Consider the following 23108-nt stretch of genomic DNA (forward strand, 5'->3'; position numbering starts at 1 on the left):
TAATGATTTCCGGAACGGGAGCAAGAGGAATCCGCGGGGAAGATTTTCTCCGCGATTCAGGTGTGACAATTACTGTCAGCGGGGTGCCTGCAGCATTGGCACTGCCGGAAGTTCAGGCTTTTTTGGCGCCACTTCGCATCAGCAGCCAGCCAACCACTGCGATAGAAACCAGCACAATCCCATATTCCATGGGCGAGATATTATCCCAGCGTTTGTTCAAATAGCTGATATAAAAAGCGGAATACTCGCGCCAGGTATCCTGAATTGTTTCCACCATAGTACACCTCAAAACTCGAATATCAACCAGTGGTTTTTTGACAACAGGAACTCCCGCGATTGACTTCTCAGACATTCAGAAGCGATTGATAACATCGTTCCGTCGCTTCATTAAAGAGAGCCCCGTTTGAAACATACTTCATGGATGACAGCCAGGCGGAATATTTTTGAATTTTCCAACTCTTGTCAGCAAAATGCAGAGAGCCCTCTGTACTTCAGAAACACAGAGGGCTCTCTCATCAAATATCATTTTGGCCGCGGCTTTAAATGTAATCGTTGATCACATTTTCGATCCATTCCTGACGACCACTCATGTTCGCGTCGGAATCTCCTTTTTCCAGCATGTAGGTTTCCAGATCAGCAAAAGAGACGCTTCCTTCTTCGATCTGTTTTCCGATCCCGTCGTTGTAGCTGGCATATCGCTTAGCAACAAAATCGGAGAGGATGCCGTCTTTACGAATCTGAGCCGCAATTTTCGCGCCTCGGGCGAACGCATCCATGCCGCCGACATGTGCATAGAAGAGATCAATCGGCTCAAAGCTTTCGCGGCGGACTTTCGCATCGAAGTTGACTCCGCCGGGCGCCAGACCGCCCTGCTCCAGAATGGCCAGCATACACTGTGTCGTCAGGTAAATATCAGTCGGAAACTGATCGGTATCCCAGCCCAGCAGCAGGTCACCCGTATTCGCGTCAATACTGCCAAGTGAACCCTGAATGGAAGAGTAAACCAGTTCGTGCATCATTGTATGACCGGCGAGTGTCGCATGATTGGTTTCAATATTCAGTTTGACATGGTCCAGCAAATCATAGGTACGCAGGAAATTCAAACAGGCGGCTGCATCGAAATCGTACTGATGCTTGGTCGGCTCTTTGGGTTTGGGCTCGAACAGAAACTGTCCTTTGAATCCGATCTTCTGAGCATGCTCAACCGCCATATGCATGAAGCGGGCCAGGTGATCGAGTTCCCGTTTCATGTCGGTATTGAAGAGATTCATATACCCTTCACGGCCCCCCCAGAACACATAATTTTCTCCGCCCAGTTTGTGGGTCACTTCCATTGCTTTTTTAACCTGGGCGGCTGCGTAGGCAAAGACGTCTGCATTCGGGCTGGTGGCTGCACCATGCATGAAACGGGGATGGGAAAACATGTTCGCAGTCCCCCACAACAGCTTGATGCCCGTTCGTTCCTGGGCTTCGAGCAGCTTGTCGGCAATGCGATCGAAATTCTCGTTGGCTTCTTTCAGTGTCGCTCCATCGGGGGAGACGTCTTTATCGTGGAAGCAGTAATAAGGCGCCTGAAGTTTTTCAAAGAATTCAAAGGCGACATCGACCCGTTTGAGCGCGTTTTCGACGGAATTGGAGCCATCATCCCAGGGACGCTGCAGGGTAGGGCCACCAAAGGGATCACTGCCGGTTCCCCGAAAAGTATGCCAGTAACAGATGCTGAAGCGAAACAAATCCCGCATCGTCTGACCTTCAATTTCTTCTTCCGGACAATAATGCTTGAAGGCGAGTGGATTTTTGCTTTGGGGACCTTCGTACTCAATTTTCGGGACGTCTGCAAAGTATTCCATGGTGCTTACCTGTTTTGAGGTTAAAACGTTGTAAATCAATCACTTCAATCGCCGATTCTAAACAGAAACCAGGGTAGAGAGTAGCCTGCAGAAGTTATTGAACAAACATTACAAATGGATTTTCAAAGTGATCTTGCCTCAGATTTATTAATCTGGGAAACTTGGCAGCTGTTTGAGGAAACCTCGAGGCAAATCCTTTCCCCGTCCCATCAAAGTCGACCACTGAGTATCCACTCTGATTGCGCCTGTCTATTACAAAATGATCAAATGCAGTCTGACTGACGGCATCCGTAAATGACTTGTAACCTTATCAAATTCCTGATGTTATGCATCCTGTTCACAAGCTGTGTTTCAGGCGGGAGTCGACCTGCGCCTGTGACCGTCAGTAATCCGATCCAGATTACGGGTACCAATCAGGACGTGGTATGGGAACGCGTGGTCGATACGATCCATAACTACAAGTTCGCCATCGCCCGCGAAAACAAGCTGGATGGTCGCATTGAAACGGAGTACAAAGTCGGTGCAAGCTTCCTCGAACCCTGGCATGGCGATACAGTAGGATTTGATAATCGACTCGAAAGCAGCCTGCAATCGATTCGCCGTCGCGTCTTTGTCAGCGTGACGCCCATTGAAGGCGGCTATCTGCTGGGTGTCGAAGCCTTCAAAGAAATTGAAGATGTCAATACGACGACCTCCACAGCACCAGGCGGAGCGACTTTTCAGCAGGATCTCAGTTTGCGTCGCGACCTGAATCTGGTCCAGGAACACAGCAACCCGGTCGGCTGGATACCACGTGGACGGGATCCCGTTCTAGAGCAGGATCTGCTGGATAGCCTGCAGCTCGCGTTTTCGAATTAACGCGCTCATCCAGGCTGATCCAGGGTCCTGGAGTCTAATCAGTTCTCTGCTGCTTATCATCACATTGCTATTTGCAGAGGATCAGCTTTCCGTTCTGAGTAATTCTCAGGCGGTAGGTGGTCTCACCGTGCCGAATCAATACCTCCTGTTTGCCTTGCAGGATCGTTTCTGAACCGATCACTTCTGCAGGAATTTCTTTTTGGGGGGCGGCGGATGGAGACAGATGTTCTGTTTTTTCTTGTTCGCTCATGGTTTGATACGTACCAAAATTAAGAGATTTCAAAAATCGCATGTCAATACGCCCCAAGTAATCGTGAATTTTCACCATTACTAATTGAAATGCTCTAAATTTATTTCCGCATTGTCGGACCTGATATAAATCAAGCAATATCTGCCGAATTGATTTTCGCACCGAAAAGTGTGAAAAATCGAGTCAGCCCTTACTTGCAATTGATCCGACTGACCGATAACATAATGATCCTGAGACTCAGTGTCAATAAAGAGCTGACATCAAGTCTCGTATAATTACTGAATTATCGGCAAGACGGCTTATTTTCAGATACCCGCCGGAATCTGTATGCACGTTGCATGAACGCATACCTGAGAGCACGTTGCCACTTCACCTTTTCACCAGAAAGAAGAGAAATGGGGCAACACTCAAATTCCCGCCACACCCTGTGCCAGCGTAAGCGTGGGTTCACACTGATTGAACTTTTGGTGGTGATCGCCATCATCGCCATTCTGATTGCTTTATTACTACCCGCAGTGCAACAGGCACGCGAAGCAGCCCGCCGCAGCCAATGTAAAAATAACCTCAAGCAATTTGGACTGGCATTACACAATTACCTTTCCGCGTACACTGTCTTTCCCCCTGCATTCAGTGTGAGCCCTGGCGGAAGTAGTGGCTATACACCAGGCGGACAATGGTCCATTCACGCCCGAATTCTTCCATTTGGAGATGCAGCCAACCTGTTCAACAATATTGATTTCACAACCAACTATTCTAATCAGAGCGATGCGAGCATCGCTTATACTCGCGTCCCTTTTTTCATGTGTCCCAGCGAAGTGAATGATAAAACTCGGACGGACTCTTCCGGAGCCCCCCAGCATTATCCAGTCAGTTATGGCTACAACGGAGGCACCTGGCGCGTTTTCACCAATACCAGCCTGAGCGGAGGCGATGGCTCTTTCTACCCGAACAGCAAAACCAAGCCGCGGGATTTTACCGACGGGACTACCAATACGCTCTGTTTTGCGGAAGTCAAAGCATTCACTGCTTATAACCGGGACGGCGGTGCGGGCACTTCATCTATCCCCAGTAATGCCGGTGGAGTGGAATCCTTAATCGCTGGTGGTGGAGAAAACAAAGGCAACAGTGGACACACGGAATGGGTAGACGGACGCGTGCACCAGACTGGTTTTACGACTACATTGCCCCCCAACACCAAAGTCGTCGTACCAACTGCCTCCGGAGCGATCGATGCAGGTGATTATACTTCCTGTCGCGAAGCGCAGAGCTGTACCGGCCCGACTTATGCTGCTGTCACGGCACGCAGCTATCACACCGGCATCGTCCATGCCCTGCTGATGGACGGATCCGTTCGTTCGCTCAGTGAAAATATTGATCTCAATACTTATCGTGCACTGAGTACCCGCAGCGGTGGTGAAGTGATCGGCGAATTTTAAAAGGTGTCTCACATCGACTCGATAATCACAGGCCCTGCGGAATTTCCGCAGGGCCTGTCTGTTTTCACCCCGATCAGAGTTCTGTGTTCTCCGGTGGTTTTCTACCAGACTTCATCAAGGTCATAATTTCATTCAGCCCCAGCAAACGTGCCAGCAACAAATAGCTGATCACAGCCGAAACGACGGGCACCAGCACCCGGATCAGTCGAGCAAGAAACTGTTCTGAGGCAGGCAGCAGAGATAACTCAACACTGATGAGGACGGACATCACTAAAGTGGCAATCCCTGCCCGCAACGTCGTACTGGTTAACTGCCTGAGATCCAATGCCCCCGTCTTTTCCCGAATCAGCCACAGACTCAGGCCAGACTGAATCATCGCCGCCAGCGACGTCGCCAGCGCCAGACCTTCGCCCTGCATCCACCAGATCAATGCCAGGTTTAACAACAGATTGCAGAATACAATCACCACGCCAATCCTGACGGGGGTCCGCGTATCCCCCACGGCGTAAAATCCTCGATTCAGGATCAACACGGCCATAAAAGCGACCACACCCAGACCATAATAGCGAATCATCTCTGCCGTCTGGCGTGCATCGAAAACATCAAAATCCCCGTACTGAAACAGTAGCGTCGATAAAGGTCCCGCCATCAGAAACAGCCCCAGACTGGCCGGTAATCCCACACCAATCACCAACTGTAATCCCAACAGTAGATCCTGCCTTAACAGGTCTCCCTCCTGTCGTTCCGCATGACGTGAGAGTCGGGGATAGAGCACCGTCCCCAGCGCGACCCCAAACACTCCCAACGGAAACTGATACATCCGCTGACCAAAATAGAGCGCCGATGCCGTTCCCGATTCAAAGATTTCCCAGGCAGGAACCTCCCCTGTCCCTACCACTCCTTCAGGCCGCGCCAGGCCCCAGGCCAGTACGCTGTCGATCAGAGTATTGAACTGGGTAATCGACAGGCCCACGACAATCGGAGCCATACTGGCAGCAATGGTCTGTATCTGTGTAAACCCTCCCTGCCAGTCCATATGAGGGCGATATCCCAGCGAAAACAACTTCAGGCTGGGCAATACCAGTTGCAAGACTCCTCCCGCCAGAATCGCAAGACAGACGATGGTAATCTTGGCAGAGGCGTCAGGATACCAGGGAGCAACCAGCCAGATCCCCCCCATCCAGAACAGATTGAGAATCGTAGGCAACAAAGCGGGAATCGAAAAATGATTCAACGCATGCAGTGTCGCATTCACCTGTGCTGCCATACAGACCAGAATCAGATAAGGTAACAGTAACCCGGAGAGCCAATAAAGCAGACGGGCCTCTGAGCTGGCCGACTCGAAACCACTCAGAAAGATCAGCAGGATCTCACCAGTTCCGACGAGCATCACCGAAAAGAGCAGCAGCCAGAATAATACAGCGGTGACCAGCTTCCACGCAGATTCACGGCCCTGATTTTCCAGTTCCCGGATGAAAGTGGGCAGAAACGCCGTAGAGAGCGCCCCTTCTCCCAGAAGTCGGCGCATCAGATTCGGCAGCTTGAAGGCAACGGAAAAAGAGTCCATGATTGGACCATTGCCGAACAGGGTCGCCATGCCAATGTCGCGGACCATTCCCAGGATGCGACTCACCAGAGTCAGCAGACTGACAACCCGGAGCCCCGAGAACAACTTGCGCGTATTCTCAGCGGCAGCCACCTGTGAGTGTTCTTCAGAAGAATGTGAAGGTGGAGCAGGTTCATCCATGAAACATAAATCGAATCAGGATAATACGGGTTCGAGTCGTGCGGAATTAATATCGATCAATTCGAGTATTTCCAGCACACGGTCCAGTGGCAGATTCCACTCACGAGCCCAGATAATAATATCCAGATTCTCCATTCGCAGCCAGAAAATCCGATCGAGAATCCGGTCTGCTAACAGATCATGTTCAAGCTGCAGTGACTTTAAAAAACCGAAACGAGTGTCACTGAATTCCTGCCAGCACCTGTTTCCTAACAGATGCTCCATCTTCTTACCGATGCAAAAATAATACCAATGATTTGCATACCAGTCAGAGATAGCAAGCTTGCCCAGATCACAGCCATTCTTTTGGCTTTCGATCCATTTGTGTCGTTCCGCTTCTAAAGGGGCTTCCTCATAGATGCTGGCGACCTCAACTGGATCCAAGAGTTCCGACGACATGCTTCACCTCAATGTGCGTCTGAGATCCCAATAGAGCACGAAACTTTGGCAATCGCTGTAAGGTTCAAACAGCGTCAATGAGTTTCGTAAAAACCTAATTACCGGTAATTTATACCCCTCCCCGAAATCCATGGCAAGATTCATTTCAGTGAGAAAGGAATAATTTTGAAAGGAAGTTTATGAAGATACGTGCACGCTTTAAGTGGTGAATCGGGATGTATTTATCAAAAGATCAGACGCAACCACTCAATAAAAACAACAATCGTTCCAGTTCCAGACGAGGCGCTAAACGGCTTTTGCCTTTTAGATTCAGATCGGTTTCTAACAGCCAGTGACTGATTTTTTCCGCCCTCTGCCTGGTCAGTCGCCTCAGATAGCGTTCTGTCGAATCGATATCGCGGGGGAACACGCCCGCCTGTCGAATCGCCTGTTTTAAAGGGGTTCCCTGCACTGCCTGCTGTGTGGCTTTAAAGTATTTCCGCCAGACGAAGTTCAATCCCCCCAGGATCTTCTGAGGCGCTTCGCCCGCGACCAGCAGGTTATCCAGATAATGCAAGGCATCCCCGATCTTTCCATCCCGGACGGCATCTGTCATCGCCCAGGTCGTTTCCGCCTTCCAGCCCCCCACCACTGAACGAATATCATCAGGACTGATGCGGGGCTGATCTCCCACGAAAGTCGTTAGTTTTTCTAATTCCTGATGGATCTGTCCACAATGAGTTCCCACCAGTTCAACCAGCAAACTCGCAGCTTCCCGTGAAATCTGCTTCTGATGCAGTTGTCCAGCGGTATCACAAATCCATTTTGTTAATGCCCCCCCCTTAAGCTCTTTACACTCCAGATCCAGACCGATTTTCGCAACCAGTTTGGCCAGACGCGTCGATTTACTCCAGCTTTTCACATCCAGAATGAGAGTCGAACTTTTGGAAGGAGCCTCCAGATATTTCTCCAGTTTGCCACGAAAGGCACTGACGAACTTCTCTGCCTCATCCACAATCACCAGACGCTTGTCCCCCCACATGGAAACCGTTTTCAGCTCATCAAACAGGGTCGAGGGGGGCAGCTCTTTTTCGAGCCGTTTACCATCGAAGCGGGTAATACTGGTGTCCTCCTCTTCACCCAGGACAAGCGGTTCGATCGCTTTGATCGCTTCCTGCTTCATATAGCGATCATCGCCATGCAAAACCACAACCGGCCCAAATTCACTGGCGGCAGGATTCAGCAGAAATTCGGTAACGTGCTGGCTCATGAATAACTCTTATTGACCAAAATCAGGGGGATGACGTACATTGACTCCCGTAAATTGGAGATGACTTGAAAACACAGGGAACTTTCCTGTCTCTCATTACAATCGATTTGAGTTTTGATTTCGAGAGATGCCGCCCGCAGATCCCGTAAAAACTATAAATCCCCCTGGAGCACATTCCCATTTCATCGGAACCAGAATCACACGTGGAACATCTAACTGAGATCAAATCTGAGATTCTGCCCCCGCTGCCCCAACTTTTACAACCTGCTTTACTGGAATCGGCAGAAGTCTTTTTTCAGTGTCCGGGTGAAGACTATCCGATCTCAAAAGCCATCCACCTGTCCCGGCTGGCCGCTTTTTACCCCAAATGCCGCGAGTGTCCGCACAAAGAACATACCGGAAACCTGTCCCTCGAGATCATCGAGCGATTAAAGCAGACGCAACGCAGTCGTTCTTCCACACAAAACCCGTTCACGACCGAAGGCGTGCGCGGCATCTATCTGAATCAGATCAACCGGACCCAGGCCGCTCATCTCACCGGCGCCTTTTCCACGATCCTCTGGGAATCGCTCCCCTTAAAAGGTGTCGCTCCGCAAAAAACGACTTCGTTCAGTAAACCCAAAGCTGTTGTAATGCCCGTAAGTCAGGAGCAAAGTCGGGGACCGAGTGTCGTCATCGGTTTTGATGAACGCCCCTCCTCACCAGACATCATTACCGGTGTCGCCAGTGCACTCCGCAGAAATGGCTGCCGGGTCATCGATCTGGGGCTGACGGTCCCCTCGATCCTCTCGTTCGCAACAAACCATCTGCAGGCACAGGGCGCGATTATGGTCACTGGCGCTCAATTTGGCCCTTCTTATACGGGACTCGACTTCCTGCTGGAAAATTCACAGCCGGTCTCAGCAGGACGACACCTGGAAAAGATCGAACAGATCTCCCTGCGGGGATTTGGACGCGCCTCCCGGCAACCGGGATCACAGCGAACTTTTCATCCCATGGAAGCCTATCGGGCACAATTCCAGAAACACTTTCATGCCCTGCGACCGCTCAAAATCAAAATCGCCTGTTCGCTGAGACTGGTCAGAGAAACCCTGAATGTGCTGTTTGATAAACTGCCCTGTGAACTCAACTGGGTAGACATTCCGCATCAGAAACGCGATCTGCTCAATCCACAGGACAATGATGTGCAAAAAATGCAGAAGCAGATGCAGGCAGATTCGGCTGACCTGGGCCTGATCATCGATGATGACAGTCGTCGCTGTGCCTTCTTCGCGGAAACCGGAACGCTCCTGTCGAATTTAAAAGTTTCCCGATTTTTGATGCAGGCACTTTCCCGGGAACAGTCATCCCGAAACTTCCTGCTGGATCAGTCAGGACAAAAAGAACTGAATGAAGTTCCGGCGGGCTGGAACATTCACACACACACAGGAACACTGGCAGACAGCTATTTCCAGATGAGACAACAGCAAGCCGTTTACGCAGGGGGTCAATCCGGATATCATTGGTTCAGGGACGCTGTTCCCACCTGTGATGCGATCCTGACACTGGCTCATGTTCTGGCTGCTTTGAGTTTCAGTGATGCCCCGTTTAGCGAAGTGATCTCTCAATAAGCTTGTAGAGACGCTGAACCACTCCCGAAAACATGCCGACACAGCCAGCGGATTCCTGATTGTGTTAAACCCGAGTTTTCCCAGCTCTGCTTATTTTCATGTCCCCTTCTGCCAGCATCGATGCGGTTACTGCGACTTCACGCTCGTTGCACAAAAAGATCATCTGATCGAAGCATATCTCAATGCAATGGCAGAACAGACAGCCAAACTGGGAGAGGGAATTGAACTAAAGACACTCTTTCTGGGTGGTGGCACGCCAACCCATCTCAGTATCGATCAGCTTTCACGATTATTCGAGACCATCTTTTCCCATTTTCGACTGGCCGAAGAATACGAATTCAGTATCGAAGCCAACCCGCTGAATCTCAGCACTGAAAAAATTGACTTTCTCAAACAGTCCGGAGTCAACCGTGTCAGTCTGGGCGTCCAGTCGTTTGATTCCGATATCCTTACGTTCCTGGAACGCGATCATCGATCTGATCAGATTTTTGAAATCGTGAAGTCACTGCAGTCCCGCATCAGTAATACCAGCCTCGACCTGATCTTTGCCGTTCCCGGCCAGAGTCTGGACGGCTGGAAACAGACGCTGCAGACTGCGGTGCAGCTGAATGTCCCCCACCTTTCAACCTATGGTCTGACAATTGAAAAAGGCACTTCATTCTGGAGTCGGGAAAAAGCCGGATTCTTTGATCTGCCTCAAGACGAGCTGGCCGGAGACATGTATGAATTTGCCTTAGAATTTCTGGAGGAAGCGGGCCTGAAGCATTACGAAATTTCCAACTTCGCCCGTCCCGGATATGAATGTCGCCACAATGAAGTCTACTGGACCGGCTATCCTTACTATGGTTTTGGCCCCGGTGCCGCCAGTTACCTGGACGGCGTGCGACGCCAGAACCATCGCAGTGTGATCACCTGGTTAAAAAAAGTGCAAGCCGGTGAATCACCCATCGCAGATCAGGAAACATTAGCACCTGAAGAACGGGCACGCGAAGCCATTATCTTCGGCTTAAGACGCCGCGCAGGAATCAATCGACGCGAGTTCCAGGAACGCTATGGCTTTGATCTGCATCAGTTGGCCGAAACTGCCATCCAGACGAATGTCGAAGCTGGTTTACTGGAAGAGACAGACACTCATCTCAAGCTGACGTCAGCGGGCTGCCTGCTCGCCGATTCCGTCGTCGTCGATTTTTTATGAACCGGCAATTCAAGGTCGTGAGGGATATTCCTGGGTCACCTGGACTTCATATTTTCCCGGAAACGTCGTCCAGCCAGTATCCATTTCCCGTCCCAGAATATTGAACTGCAACGTTCCTTTAGGCACAAGAAAATAAAGCCCCCCTTTAGAATCTTCATGCACACAAGGATAGATTTTATTATTCACACGTGCTTCCATATGATAGCCTAATCCGCCCAGCAGCGAATTCAGACCCACGGAATTCCGATAATGCAGCAGGTCGGGCATCACGCCTTGCGTCCCAATAAATTCATTCCAGCTGGTGTAGAAATGATTCAACGAACTCTGCAGTTCGGCTGACCGGGGTTGATCCAGTTGGGTTCCCTGTTTGCTGATGTATTCCATCAACGCCGGATCGCCTGTCAGATCGACTCGCACCAGTTCGGTTTTTGCTCCCGGTTTCAAACGGACTTCCAGTCCCCCCTTTTCAAGGCCATAGAACAACATTTCCATCAGATCGCTCTGCACACGTCGCGGGGTTTCCAGCAGGTTATGATTGACTGCCTTGATCACCTCTTCTGATACACCCGCATTCTCAGGCTGCAGTCGCTGTTCGAGTTTGGCGGCTTCAGGCGAAATCCGCGCCGCGACCAGATTCCCTTCGAGCCGCAGCCCGAAGTTCCAGTAGAAATAGCCGGCGATTCCTGCCATCGCCAAAAAGAAAAACAGAAACAGGACCACTCCCCCTACATTCGATTTACGTCGCTTCCTTAAATATTGAGCCGTTGCACTCGAATGAGGTCGCGGTGCCATCACATCGACGACGGGAGCCTGCTCCGGAGCCTGACTGGCAGGAGGCGGAGTGGGGGCATCCTGAGGTTGTGGAGTCGAATCTGCAGGAGCACTGTCAGCCGCAGGTGGGGCTGCACCCGCTGCAAAAGGATTGGGAATGACCAGCTTTGTGCCACACCGGGGGCAGTCTCCCTGCTTTCCTGCGGTAGCATCAGGAACTTTTAATGTGGATGTGCAAAAAGGACAATCGAACTGAATCGCCATTGTTAAGCTCAGAAATAAATAGACTATAAAAAACGGATGGAACCAGATGAAGGAGTTCAATTATCCGGAAATCAGCTGGGGGCAGCTTCGGCAGGGAACTAGAGCGTATCACATTTAACCATAACGTCTCACAATCTATTATACTCGGTCCAAATGGACCTGGAGACGCTACAGTAAAACTGGGCACAGTCTAGTGTGCGACTGTACGGAATTATAATGATTCGCCGACGAAAAACCAGAGTGTTTTCGGTCTCTCTGACCTGATCACTCAGATTCGAGGACCAGTTATTTTAATGATTCCAGATATGCCAGCAAATGCGCGGCCTGTTCGGCTGTCAGATCCCGCAATAACTGATCGGGCATGATCGATTTTTTCTGCATGGTCAGACTCTCGATCTCATGCGGAGCAATTTCCAGCACCTCATTTTTCGCGTCTTTCAGACGCACCACTGTCTCATCTTTTTTCAGTAGCAGGCCGCTCACGACTTTGCCAGACCGCAGTAAGACAACACACGTGAAATACTTCTCGTCGATCTTCCGGGAAGGTTCAATAATATTTTCCAGTAATTCCTGCCTGGAAAGTTTCTTACCAATTTGCGTCAGATCGGGCCCCAGTTCTTTTCCGTGCTGATGCACGCGATGACAATTGCGACATTGCAGTCCCGCCATTTCAAAAAACAGTTTTTTCCCCTCGCGCGAATCTCCCGCTAACGAAATCAGCGCAGTGGAGTCTATCTTGACGCCCAGGCGTTTGACTCGTTGATCCTCAGGCAGAAAACGTTCGAACAGATCGCGTATTTGGGGACTGGGGTTTTCAGTCCCCAGTTGAATAATCAGTTTTCGCATCTGATCGGAAATCGGCGTTTCATCCAACGTGCTGAGTAATCTCAGGCCGCCGCTGGTAGTGCCCAGGACTTCCTGAAGTTTCTGGCTCACAAATTCCTGATCTTCAATCTGGACGGCATCTTCCAGCAGATTATTCTGACGATTTCTCAAGCGAGATACCTCAAAAGTGCTGTCTCCGGCAATCCCCGCCATGTCCTGAATCCAGTTACGTATCAGATGCGTGCCCCGGGTATCGACGATGGTTGAACCGGAATAAGGCATGCGGCCTTTCCCCAGCTTACTCATGCGATACAGGAGCACCGAACGATAGGGGTCACTGGGAGCAATCACCTGCGCATCTTGAATACCAAACGTTCCCTGAGTCGGCTTCACTCCCAGAGCTTTCATCGCATCAAAGTCCAGAGCCGCATCCAGTTCGATTGTGGCACCGCCGCCGCCATTACTCCGATGACAGTGTCGGCAGTTGGTATGCAGATACGAACGTGCCCGGGAATTCAATGCCGCTCCCTTATCATAGGGATCGACCAGGTAATGGGCGCTCGCCCCTTTGGAATCGCTCCACACCGACTCCGGCAGTACTTTAATATGGGCCAGTGATCTCAGTTGATGATCCACTGTTTCGCCGTACTTCTGACTTCGATTTAACTGCGGTTCTTCAAAGGACAGGATCGACAGATAATTCTGATACGGCGTATGGCAGACCGCACACTCGGCCCGACTGGGAATCGGCCATTCATAAGAAACCTTTTTCTCCGGACGCTCAGGTATCGCGATTTCCAGTTGAATCTGATCACCAGTCGCTGGTACCAGTGTGGCGTCTGTCTGTTCTTCATTCCAGCGATAGGAATATCCGAGCCAGCGAGCCCCGTTGAAATGCATCAGTTGGGTTTCCAGGCGATAGGCGGTCTCGGGATTACCGCGTTCGGTCTCGATGGAAATCGTTTTCACCAGCACACTGTCTTTGGGAAAGTTCCATAACTTTTTCCTGACGACGTCAATGGTCGTCTCATCAGGCAGCGCGACAAATCGTTCTGCGGTGGCATAGTCGGCCCAGGCTGGCGCATTGATGCTGTAGGGAATGACGCCGGGAGCCACTTCATGCTTCGTGGTATCCTGGAAGAGACCAGTCTGACTTAACAAAGTCGGAAACTCAGGATTGTGATCTGATTCCTTGATCGGCACCAGACGATGAAATCCGCCCCCTGCAATATCGACAATATAAACTTCTCCCGTATGATCGACGGCAAACGCTGTCACTTTCAAAGTCGAATTGGCCAGCTCCTCATGCCAGTTGACCCGCTTGTCAGAATACCTCAGTCCCCAGAGTTTTCCGGTCGAGTAATCGCCGTAGATATAAGTATCATTTAACTCTTTCAGTCGCGGACTCTGATAGAAATAGCCGCCTGTAATCGAACGTGCTTCCCGATGGGAATGCGCCACAGTCGGGGGCAGAATCGGTGTGGGCCCCGGCTTCAAATCCGGCTTAACCGGCTGACGTCCTTCGCGAATGCTCCAGCCGTAATTCCCGCCTTTTTCCACGCGGTAGACGAGTTCCCATAATTCCCAGCCCACATCTCCCACCCATAAATCACCATTCTCAGGATGAAAGCACATCTTCCAGGGATTGCGAAATCCAAACGCCCAGATTTCAGGACGCACATTTTGTTGATTTACAAACGGGTTGTCGGCTGGAATTGAATAAGGCTTCTCTTTGCCGGCGTGATCCACATCAATGCGCAAAACGCAGGACAGCAGATTGCTGACATCCTGGCCCGCGTTATGTATATCCGGAGGGGAAGCGGGTCCGCCATCCCCTGTCGAAATATAAAGATAACCATCCGGGCCAAACCGCAGACAGCCTCCATTGTGCCCCCCCGACAACCAGTCGATCAGAATCTCTTCCGAATCGGGGTCGCAAGATGGAGGATTTGTATCCAGTACTTTGAACCGCGAAACGCGGGTCCCCTCAGGCAAACCCGGTTTCAGCACATAGCAGATATAGACATAGCGATTCTCGGCAAACCGGGGATGAAAAGTGATTCCATAAATTTCATTCAACGCTGGCTCTTTGAGTTTCAGATCAAAAAACAGATCTGCTTGCGAAGTCTGTTGATCTTCATAATTGAACGAAAAGATTTTCCCTTTGCGTTCTGCCACGAAGAAGCGTTTCTCACCGGGAGCCGTCGCAATCGCCAGCGGCTGATTGAATTTCAGTTGGGGAAAGGCCCGCTCCGTTTCGTAAGGTAATGCCGGATCGGGTGTCCCTTTAACGCGCGATGTAGTCCAGGGGATTCGCTGTTCCAGACCAAACCGGGCATCTTCTGCCTGAACCGCTGCAATCTGAATCACAAAACAGGCGAGCACCGCAGAAAAAAGGAACCTGACATCCAAACGATTCTTATTTTCAATGGCTGACATACCAGAATTTCCTCATTCGTCTTTCGTCAGGACAGTTCGCAAGCTTGGAAGGCTTCAAAAAACACTGATACTATTCAACCTTGCGGGACTGGCAAATGCAATTGCGAAACCCCCGCATTCGCTGCGGAAACGGAATCTGTACCGAGCAAACCGGTTATCGCATGTTAACCGGATCGACATCAATGATGTATTCGATCCCTTTTTCACGAGGCAGTTTCCCTTCGACTTCATGCCAGAGCTGCAGGATCTGTTCGACATCAATCGCCGCCAGCTGAAAATGATAGCGAAAATACTTTTTCAACCGAATAATGGGAGCCGGCGCAGGTCCTAGAATCTGCACCTGTAGCTGTTTTTCATTCGCGGCAACACTCAGAATCTCCGCCAGTTGACGGGCAAAGTGCTCGACGTGTTCTTCCTGAGGCCCCCGTAAAATCACGCGTGCATAATGCGAAAACGGAGGCGCCAGCATCTCTTTGCGATGCCCCAGTTCCAGTCGGGCAAACCCGAGAAAGTCATGTTCCGCTGCTTTCACAATCGCAGGTTCTGTCGGGGAAGAAGACTGCACGAACACGCGCCCCCCCTGCATCCCCCGCCCCGTGCGACCTGCGACCTGCGCAATCAACTGAAAGGTACGTTCGGAAGCAAACAGATCGGGTTGATGCAACATTGTGTCCGCGTCGACAACTCCGACCAGCGTTACATTCGGAAAGTCTAATCCCTTGGCAATCATCTGGGTGCCCAGCAGAATATCCACTTCACCATCGGCAAACGCATTCAACACGCGTGCATGGCTGCCCACGCCGCGCATCGTATCGCTGTCCATCCGCTGACAGGAATAACCGGGAAACTTGGCTTTGACCTCTTCCTCCAGTCGCTGGGTGCCTGCGCCGACAAAACGAAGTCCCGGCGCCCCACAACCGGGGCAGTTTGTGGGTGGCCTGGCGGAAAAATCACAACTGTGACACACTGCCAGATTCTTATCGCGATGCCACGTCAGTGATATCTCACAATGCGGACACTTCACCGAATTTCCACACCCCTTACACCACAGCGCGGGCGAATAACCCCTCAGATTCAAAAACAGAATCACCTGCCCGCCTGCCCCCAAAGCATGCTGCATGCCGGTAAATAACACACGGCCGATCGACTCGTTGCGTCTGATCTGCACATCATTTCGCACGTCAACAATATTTACGCCCGGCATCGGCAGATCGTTAACACGTCGCGGCATGGAAATCAGCGTGTCTTTTTTCTCAATCACCCGTAACCAGGAATTCAACGTCGGCGTGGCGGAACCCAGGATTAAGGGAACACGCTCCAGTTCAGATCGTTTGCGGGCCACCTCGCGTGCGTGATAGCGGGGCGCCGTCTCCTGCTTGAAAGAGGTTTCATGTTCTTCATCAATGATAATCAACCCCAGATGCGGTGCCGGTGCAAACACAGCACTGCGGGCACCGACGATCACCTGCACCTTGCCGGCGGCGATGTTCTGCCAGTGATAATGCCGGTCACTGTCTGTTAAATGGCTGTGTAAGACTGCCACCGAATCAAAGCGGGAACGAAACCGTTGAATCGCCTGGGGCGTCAGGCTGATTTCCGGAACAAGGACAATCGCCTGCTGTCCATAGCTCACGACTTCTCGAATCGCCTGAATATAGACTTCGGTTTTGCCACTCCCGGTGACGCCGTGCAGCACAAACGTTTCACTTTGCTGGCCGCGAATGGCTGTCAGAATCTGATCCAATGCCAGTCGCTGATCCCGATTCAGCTTGAGATCATCCTGTTTCTGAATATGCGCATGCACGATATCGTCATCATTTTCAAAATGCTGCATCCGTTTTTGATGACTGCTGATCAATGCTTTCTTTTTCAGCGAATTCACCGGGCCGGAACCACATCCCGCTACCTGCGTCAGCTCTTCTAACGTCAGCGGTCTGGCAGCAGATTTGAGTGCATCATAAACGGCGCGTTGTTTCGCAGGCAGTTTCTCAATGAGGTCGTTCTGTTGTGCTTCGTCTGCCGCATCCGCGGTTCCCACTTCAAATACCGTCACCATCCGGGTCCCGGCCTGGTTTTTGACTCCCGCGGGAACCACACAATCCAGGACCTGTCCCCAACTGCACAGATACCGGTCGGCAATCCAGCGCGTGAGTTTCAGCATTTTGGCATTAAACAACGGACGACTGTCCAGAATCGCTTCAACCGTCTTCAGACGCACGCTGGGCAGATTTTCATCCCCAGGCCCCACGCCCACACAATAACCGGGCGCGAACTGGTTTCCTCTCCCAAAGGGAACCTGCACGCGATGTCCTGCCCGCAACAGTGGCCTCAGTTCTTCCGGTACTTTGTAGTGAAACACGCGATCCACGGGTCGATTCAGAACAATTTCCGCGAGGTACAGATCCTGCGCCGACTCCCGTTCCCAGGGCATGGGGTTCTCGGGAAGTTCCTCTTCTTCGAACAGGCTCTGTTGCTTCGGTTTACTCATCACGCCAGCTGGATATACTAAGGGAAAGGGTTCTTTTGTTTTGTAACTCTTTCACGTGATGAACTCAACAAACAAACTCGACTATCGAGTTTTCGTGATAAAAGATTCCTCGACTTACCTCAAGGCGGACATAAACCTTAGCCTTGACCTGAAATCGGGATAGAAACGATCAATTAATGCGTATTGGAATACTAGGCGGAACGTTTGATCCTGTGCACAATGCGCATCTCCTGATGGCAGAACAGTGCCGCGAGCAATGCGAACTGGATCAAATCTGGTTTATCCCGGCCGGCAACCCGCCTCATAAGGAAGACCAGGGAGTCACATCCGGCAAACAACGTCGTGAAATGCTCGATTTCGCGATCGCCGGACACCCCGCTTTTCTGATCAAAGATCTGGAACTGCACCGGGAAGGCCCCAGTTATACCGTCGTGACGCTGCAGGAACTGAAAGCCCTGCATCCCCAGGACGAGTTCTTTCTCATTATCGGCGCGGATTCCGTTCGAGACCTGCACACCTGGCGTGAACCAGAGGCCATTCTGGAACTGGCCAGCCTGATTGGCGTGAATCGCCCTAACATTAGTCTACCAGATCTGACCGACCTGAAACACAAATTCGGCGAGTCCATCGACTCAAAAATCTTCTGGGCCACGATGCCGGGCATCGAAATTTCCTCAACTGACATCCGCCAGCGAATTCACAAAAAGAGAAGTGTCCGCTATATGACACCGCGATCCGTCGAAGTTTATATCCACAATAACAGACTATATTTAGAGTAAGATTTCCCTGAACTTTTATTTTCACTTCGTTTATGAGAGGGGAACTCTTATAAATCAGTGCTGACTACTGGAAATTCCTGCCGGTTTCGATCAGAATTAGTCAGTAGACACGCGCCTTGGTATTTTAATCGATGCCCGTTGTACGACGTCGGTGTTAAATGGAGACAAAATGGGAATGGATCACCTGCGTTCTGAAATTGCGTACCCACTGAAACCTGCCTGAAAATCTCGCCAGATATTATAGAGACAACTTTGATCCTGTTCATCAACAACACCACCAGAGAATCGGATTGAAATTAAACCTGTCAGTGTGACTCATCACTCGGCCTGACCAACCTGACAGAATTCGCAAGGAAAATATGGTTGTCATGGATTCGAAATCTACAACAAAAATCAATACAGAACTGGAAGAAGGAGCCTCGCTTTCAGCCTTTGATTATGCACCGAGAACACGCATTGTGTTCGGCAGTGGTTCACTGAACCGTCTGGGAGAACTCGCAGTAGCAGAAGAGGCGAAACGAGTCCTGCTGGTCACCGACAAAGGACTGGCAGCCGCCGGACACGAAGCCCGGGCCGTCGCATCACTCCAGGACAGCGGCATTGATATCACCATCTTTGATGACGTTCATGCCAATCCTACCACAAAAGATGTTGAACGGGGCCTGCAGGTCGCCCGCCAGCATGAGATCGATCTTATTGTCGGTCTGGGGGGAGGCAGCAGTATGGACTGCGCCAAAGGCATCAACTTCCTGCTGACCAATGGCGGTAAAATGGAAGACTACTGGGGCGTCGGCAAAGCAAGCAAACCGATGCTCCCTTTAATCGCTGTCCCCACAACCGCCGGTACAGGCAGTGAAGCACAGTCCTTCGCTGTGATCGCCCATCCCGAAACGCACATGAAAATGGCCTGTGGTGATAAAAAAGCAGCCTGCCGTGTCGCGATTCTCGACCCCGAGCTCACACTGACTATGCCCCGCTCGGTCACACATGTGACCGGCATCGATGCTTTGAGCCACGCTCTGGAAACGTTCGTCACGAAACCACGCAACGAAATTTCCCAACTCTTCAGCCGCCGCGCCTGGACGCTGCTGGCAAACAGCTTCCCGCAGGTACTCAACTCACCCAATGATTTGCAGGCCCGCGGCAATATGCAGCTGGGTGCCCACTTCGCAGGCGCTGCCATCGAGAATTCCATGCTGGGCGCCACGCATGCCCTGGCGAATCCCCTTTCTGCCCATTTTGGTCTCACACACGGGATTGCCATCGGGATCATGTTGCCTCACGTCATTCGCTTTAATGCAGAAGTCGTAGGGCAACAGTACTCGCTGCTCGCCTCTGACATCGGCCTCTGTGATCCACAAGACCCTGCGGGCGCAGGCTTATTGGCCGAACACTTTCAGTCACTGGTCTCGCTGGCCGGTGCGCCGACCACACTCTCCGAATGTGAAGTCGACCCGAATCTGGTTGACCAGCTGGCTGAAGAAGCGTCCCGCCAATGGACTGGCAACTTCAACCCCCGTCCCGTCGATCAATCCTCGCTAAGGGATTTGTACGAATGCGCGTTTTAACTGATTCCCGATTCGTAAACTGGTTCACTCCAGCATTGATCATCACACTGCTGCTGGCCTGCTCAATCTGTAGAGTCACCGCTGCTGAAAAACCAGATGTTCCAGGCAAGCCAGGTCCGGCAGCAACCGATGACTCCAGAGAAGCAGGAAACTGGTCTTCGTTTCGTAATGGCAAACTGCAGCAGGGAATCGCAGAATCAACGCTGCCCGCTGAACTGGAACTGCTCTGGCAACATTCCTCATCCGATGGCATTGCCTCCACTGCTGCGATTGTCGGCGACCGTGTCTATATGGCGGGTCTCAATGGCTATGTCGAATGTCTCGAACTCAAGACAGGCAAACCGATCTGGAAGTACCGCTCAATTGAAAACCCCGATCCCAAAGAATTTGCCCCCGGCTTCAAAGCGTCGCCGCTGGTCACAGCGAATGGCGTCTATCTGGGTGACGAAGACGGGATTTTCCACGCCATTGATCTCACAACGGGAAAAAAACTCTGGCAGTTCAAAACCGACGCGGAAATTATCAGTAGTGCGAATATCACTGCAGACGGGAAACTTCTGTTTGGCAGTTACGACAATTCACTGTACTGCCTCAACGAAAAAGATGGCTCCCTCATCTGGCGTTTTGAAACCGACGGTTACGTCAATTGCTCGCCTGCCATTGTAGAAAATTTCACGTTTGTGACTGGCTGCGATGAACAGCTCCGCATCATTGATATCGCCACCGGAAAGCAACACAGCATTATGCCTCTAGCCACCTATCTGATTGCTTCACCAGCTTTGATGGGAGACACCCTGTATGTAGGCACCTATGCCAGCGAAATTATTGCCGTCAACTGGAAAGACCTGAAAGTCGAATGGCGTTTTAAAGACCCCAAAAAAGAGTTTCCCTATCATTCTTCAGCTGCCATTACCAACGAATACGTCGTCGCAGGCGGCCGTGATAAACAGGTACATTGCGTCGAACGCAAAACCGGAAAATCGGTCTGGGATTTTGGCACACGGGGGCGCGTTGACAGCTCTCCGGTGATCCTCGGAAACCGGGTGTTTATCGGTTCCTCTGATGACAACCTGTATGAACTGGACCTGAAGACAGGGAAGACCAACTGGAAAAAGAATCTGGGTGATGATATCACCGCTTCGCCGGCAATTGGCTCAGGACATTTGATCATCGGCACAGAATCCCGAAATGGTGCCTTGTATTGTTTCGGAAAGAAGTGACAATAAGTAGTAACCCCCGGAAACAGCTAAAACGCGGTCGCTGATTCCACTGAACATTTAATTAATACGTTGAGAGAAATATGGATCTGGAAGCAACAGGCACCACCGAAATCGGCAGTTACTTTGTCTCGAACTACCCCCCTTTTTCTCAATGGAAGCAGGAATACGTCACCCGCATCCACGAGGTTCTGCACCAGAGCCCTGATACATCCATTCCGATGGGCCTCTACATCCATATTCCCTTCTGCCGCAAACGCTGCAAATTCTGTTACTTCCGTGTCTACGAAAAACAGAACGCCAAAACCATTGAACGCTACGTACAGGCGCTGCAGCAGGAATTCGAAATGCTGAGCCAGGTCGAAGCCATCAAGGAACGCACCCTGGATTTCACTTACTTTGGCGGCGGAACTCCCTCTTATCTCAGCTCAAAACAGTTGCTCTCCGTTCGCGACCGATTGTCCAGCCTGCTCTCCTGGGAAACGGCCAAAGAAGTCACTTTTGAATGTGAACCCGGAACGCTGAATCAGGAAAAGGTCGAGACCCTCAAAGAGATCGGCATTACACGTATCTCCCTGGGAGTGGAAAGCTTTAACGACAAACTGCTCGAAGCCAACGGTCGTGCCCACCTGACTCCCGAAGTCTACAAAGCCTACGATTGGATTCAGCAGGTCGGCTTTCCGCAGGTAAACATCGACCTGATTGCCGGTATGATGGGAGAAACCGATGAGAACTGGTCCGAATCCGTCGAAAAAGCGGCCGAATTCGCACCGGATAACATCACGATCTACCAGATGGAACTCCCGCACAACACGATCATTTCCAAAGAAATGAAAGAGATGGGCCTCAACTCTCCCATCGCCGACTGGACCACAAAACGCCGCTGGATGAATGAAGCCATCGAAACACTGCAGGCAAAAGGCTATCATCTGGCCAGCGGAAACGAACTGGTCAAAAACCCCGAATCAGATCGTTTCGTTTACCGCGACAATCTCTTTCGCGGCAACGATATCATTGCCACAGGAGTTTCTTCATTCGGGCATATGCAGGGCGTACATTACCAGAACCTCGACCGGCTGGAAGACTATCTGGAAACCGTCGAAAAAGGAAATCTGCCCATCAATCGCGCCCTCGAGCCTTCCGAACACCAGCGGCTCATTCGCGAATTCATCCTGCAACTCAAAGAGGGTCGCGTGCTGACCCAGCCGTTCAAGGATAAGTTTGGCGTCGATCTGACCGAAGAATTTTCGGAGGCTTTGGGAAACCAGCAGAAAGCGGGCTATCTCACCTTTGACGATTCGCAGGTCAAGCTGACCCGCAAAGGCATGCTGCAGGCAGACAGTCTGCTGACCGAATATTTCGAACCAGAACACCGTATGGTAAGATACACATAAAATTTCTATGCTACCAGATAGCTGATACTCCTCCTGACCCTCCCCTGATAAAAGAAATCATTTTCAAGTGAACCCACAAGACGAACTCGATGCACTTGTCAAATTGTTTCCCAACGAACAACGACTGTTCGAACGGGCTGAACACGTTTCCTCTGCCAGTCTGCCGGAACCTTATAAATCGTTACTCGCACACTATCACCATATGACCGTCACAATGGAGGAATATCACAAGACCTCCGTTGACGTAACCGTGCTCGACCAGCGACTTGATGGAAATATCTACAGCAGACAGATCCTGTTATCCAAGAGTGGCACCGACGACGTCGTCCAGTTCGGGATCGTCAGATTTAATTTTGATTATGTTACCCAGGCCGTCAAAGATGAAATCCTGGCGGGTGAAATTCCGCTGGGTCGTGTATTAATCAATCATAACGTACTCCGGCATGTCGACCTGGGAGCAGTACTTCGTATTACAGCAGGTCCCGGTCTGTCAAAAGTCATGAAAATCGAACCAGGCCAGGTAACCTATGGACGCCTGGCTACCATTTTTTGCAATCAACAACCGGCAATTGACCTCTTGGAAGTTTCGTCCCCGCTGCTATAACCCCCTGAAATCAGTTGGGGAATTGTCTGCCGTGAACCTTCACAGTTTTCACTTTGATCGACTCGATCCCCAAAACGGTGGAGACACTATAATAGAACTGCTTGCTCGCTAAATTGACTTTAAACT

General features: G+C 51.0%; 18 protein-coding genes. 9 read left to right on the forward strand and 9 right to left on the reverse strand.

Going from position 1 to position 23108, the window contains the following annotated elements:
* Positions 1–112 precede the first annotated feature (112 nt).
* Both Pan161_RS21780 and xylA read right to left on the reverse strand, forming a co-directional pair.
* Complete coding sequence (locus tag Pan161_RS21780) at positions 113–352, reverse strand: hypothetical protein (RefSeq protein WP_145230809.1); 240 nt, start codon at positions 350–352, stop codon at positions 113–115.
* 187 nt (positions 353–539) lie between these two features.
* A complete protein-coding gene (gene xylA / locus Pan161_RS21785; RefSeq protein WP_145230811.1) occupies positions 540–1850 on the reverse strand; it encodes a xylose isomerase in 1311 nt (436 codons plus the stop codon).
* A 294-nt stretch (positions 1851–2144) separates the two neighbouring features.
* Between xylA and Pan161_RS21790 the strand changes: the two genes are divergently transcribed.
* A complete protein-coding gene (locus tag Pan161_RS21790) occupies positions 2145–2708 on the forward strand; it encodes a hypothetical protein (protein WP_232103401.1) in 564 nt (187 codons plus the stop codon).
* Positions 2709–2775: 67 nt separating this feature from the next.
* On the opposite strand, the gene hemP is transcribed toward Pan161_RS21790, so the two are convergent.
* Positions 2776–2958, reverse strand: a complete 183-nt coding sequence (hemP, locus tag Pan161_RS21795; protein ID WP_145230813.1) for a hemin uptake protein HemP — start codon at positions 2956–2958, stop codon at positions 2776–2778.
* Between the two features lie 395 nt (positions 2959–3353).
* On the opposite strand from hemP, the gene Pan161_RS21800 reads away from it, so the two are divergent.
* Positions 3354–4394 (forward strand): DUF1559 domain-containing protein, encoded by a 1041-nt coding sequence (locus Pan161_RS21800; protein WP_145230815.1) that lies wholly within the window; start codon positions 3354–3356, stop codon positions 4392–4394.
* 73 nt (positions 4395–4467) lie between these two features.
* On the opposite strand, the gene murJ is transcribed toward Pan161_RS21800, so the two are convergent.
* From murJ to holA, 3 genes are all read right to left on the reverse strand, one after another.
* The gene (murJ, locus tag Pan161_RS21805) at positions 4468–6141 is read right to left on the reverse strand and encodes a murein biosynthesis integral membrane protein MurJ (protein WP_145230817.1); all 1674 of its coding nucleotides are present in this window, start codon (positions 6139–6141) and stop codon (positions 4468–4470) included.
* 15 nt (positions 6142–6156) lie between these two features.
* A complete protein-coding gene (locus Pan161_RS21810; protein WP_145230819.1) occupies positions 6157–6579 on the reverse strand; it encodes a hypothetical protein in 423 nt (140 codons plus the stop codon).
* 232 nt (positions 6580–6811) lie between these two features.
* Positions 6812–7828, reverse strand: coding sequence for a DNA polymerase III subunit delta (holA, locus tag Pan161_RS21815; RefSeq protein ID WP_145230822.1), 1017 nt, complete (start codon positions 7826–7828; stop codon positions 6812–6814).
* A 203-nt stretch (positions 7829–8031) separates the two neighbouring features.
* Here holA and Pan161_RS21820 point away from each other — a divergent pair, with 203 nt between their 5' ends.
* Both Pan161_RS21820 and hemW read left to right on the forward strand, forming a co-directional pair.
* A complete protein-coding gene (locus tag Pan161_RS21820) occupies positions 8032–9438 on the forward strand; it encodes a phosphohexomutase domain-containing protein (protein WP_145230824.1) in 1407 nt (468 codons plus the stop codon).
* Positions 9439–9499: 61 nt separating this feature from the next.
* Positions 9500–10633 carry a radical SAM family heme chaperone HemW gene (gene hemW / locus Pan161_RS21825; protein ID WP_232103403.1) on the forward strand — a complete coding sequence of 378 codons (1134 nt, stop codon included), beginning with the start codon at positions 9500–9502 and terminating at the stop codon, positions 10631–10633.
* Positions 10634–10642: 9 nt separating this feature from the next.
* Here the strand turns inward: hemW and Pan161_RS21830 are convergent, their stop codons facing one another.
* From Pan161_RS21830 to priA, 3 genes are all read right to left on the reverse strand, one after another.
* Positions 10643–11668 (reverse strand): hypothetical protein, encoded by a 1026-nt coding sequence (locus Pan161_RS21830; protein WP_145230828.1) that lies wholly within the window; start codon positions 11666–11668, stop codon positions 10643–10645.
* A gap of 285 nt (positions 11669–11953) precedes the next feature.
* Positions 11954–14932, reverse strand: coding sequence for a PQQ-dependent sugar dehydrogenase (locus Pan161_RS21835; protein ID WP_145230830.1), 2979 nt, complete (start codon positions 14930–14932; stop codon positions 11954–11956).
* Positions 14933–15086: 154 nt separating this feature from the next.
* On the reverse strand, positions 15087–17420 hold the full coding sequence (priA, locus tag Pan161_RS21840) for a replication restart helicase PriA (protein ID WP_145230832.1): 2334 nt from the start codon (positions 17418–17420) through the stop codon (positions 15087–15089).
* Between the two features lie 176 nt (positions 17421–17596).
* Between priA and nadD the strand changes: the two genes are divergently transcribed.
* From nadD to Pan161_RS21865, 5 genes are all read left to right on the forward strand, one after another.
* Positions 17597–18199: a nicotinate-nucleotide adenylyltransferase gene (nadD, locus tag Pan161_RS21845; RefSeq protein WP_145230834.1), complete on the forward strand. Its 603-nt coding sequence runs from the start codon at positions 17597–17599 to the stop codon at positions 18197–18199.
* Between the two features lie 359 nt (positions 18200–18558).
* On the forward strand, positions 18559–19767 hold the full coding sequence (locus Pan161_RS21850) for an iron-containing alcohol dehydrogenase (protein ID WP_145230836.1): 1209 nt from the start codon (positions 18559–18561) through the stop codon (positions 19765–19767).
* The gene (locus Pan161_RS21855) at positions 19755–20987 is read left to right on the forward strand and encodes a beta-alanine-activating enzyme beta-propeller domain-containing protein (protein ID WP_145230838.1); all 1233 of its coding nucleotides are present in this window, start codon (positions 19755–19757) and stop codon (positions 20985–20987) included. Before Pan161_RS21850 ends, Pan161_RS21855 begins: the two co-directional genes overlap by 13 nt.
* A gap of 80 nt (positions 20988–21067) precedes the next feature.
* Positions 21068–22378 carry a coproporphyrinogen-III oxidase family protein gene (locus tag Pan161_RS21860; RefSeq protein WP_145230840.1) on the forward strand — a complete coding sequence of 437 codons (1311 nt, stop codon included), beginning with the start codon at positions 21068–21070 and terminating at the stop codon, positions 22376–22378.
* Positions 22379–22445: 67 nt separating this feature from the next.
* Entirely contained in the window at positions 22446–22982 is a 537-nt protein-coding gene (locus tag Pan161_RS21865) for a hypothetical protein (protein ID WP_145230842.1), read from the forward strand.
* Positions 22983–23108: the final 126 nt, after the last annotated feature.

The organism is Gimesia algae (assembly GCF_007746795.1).
Classification (GTDB): domain Bacteria; phylum Planctomycetota; class Planctomycetia; order Planctomycetales; family Planctomycetaceae; genus Gimesia; species Gimesia algae.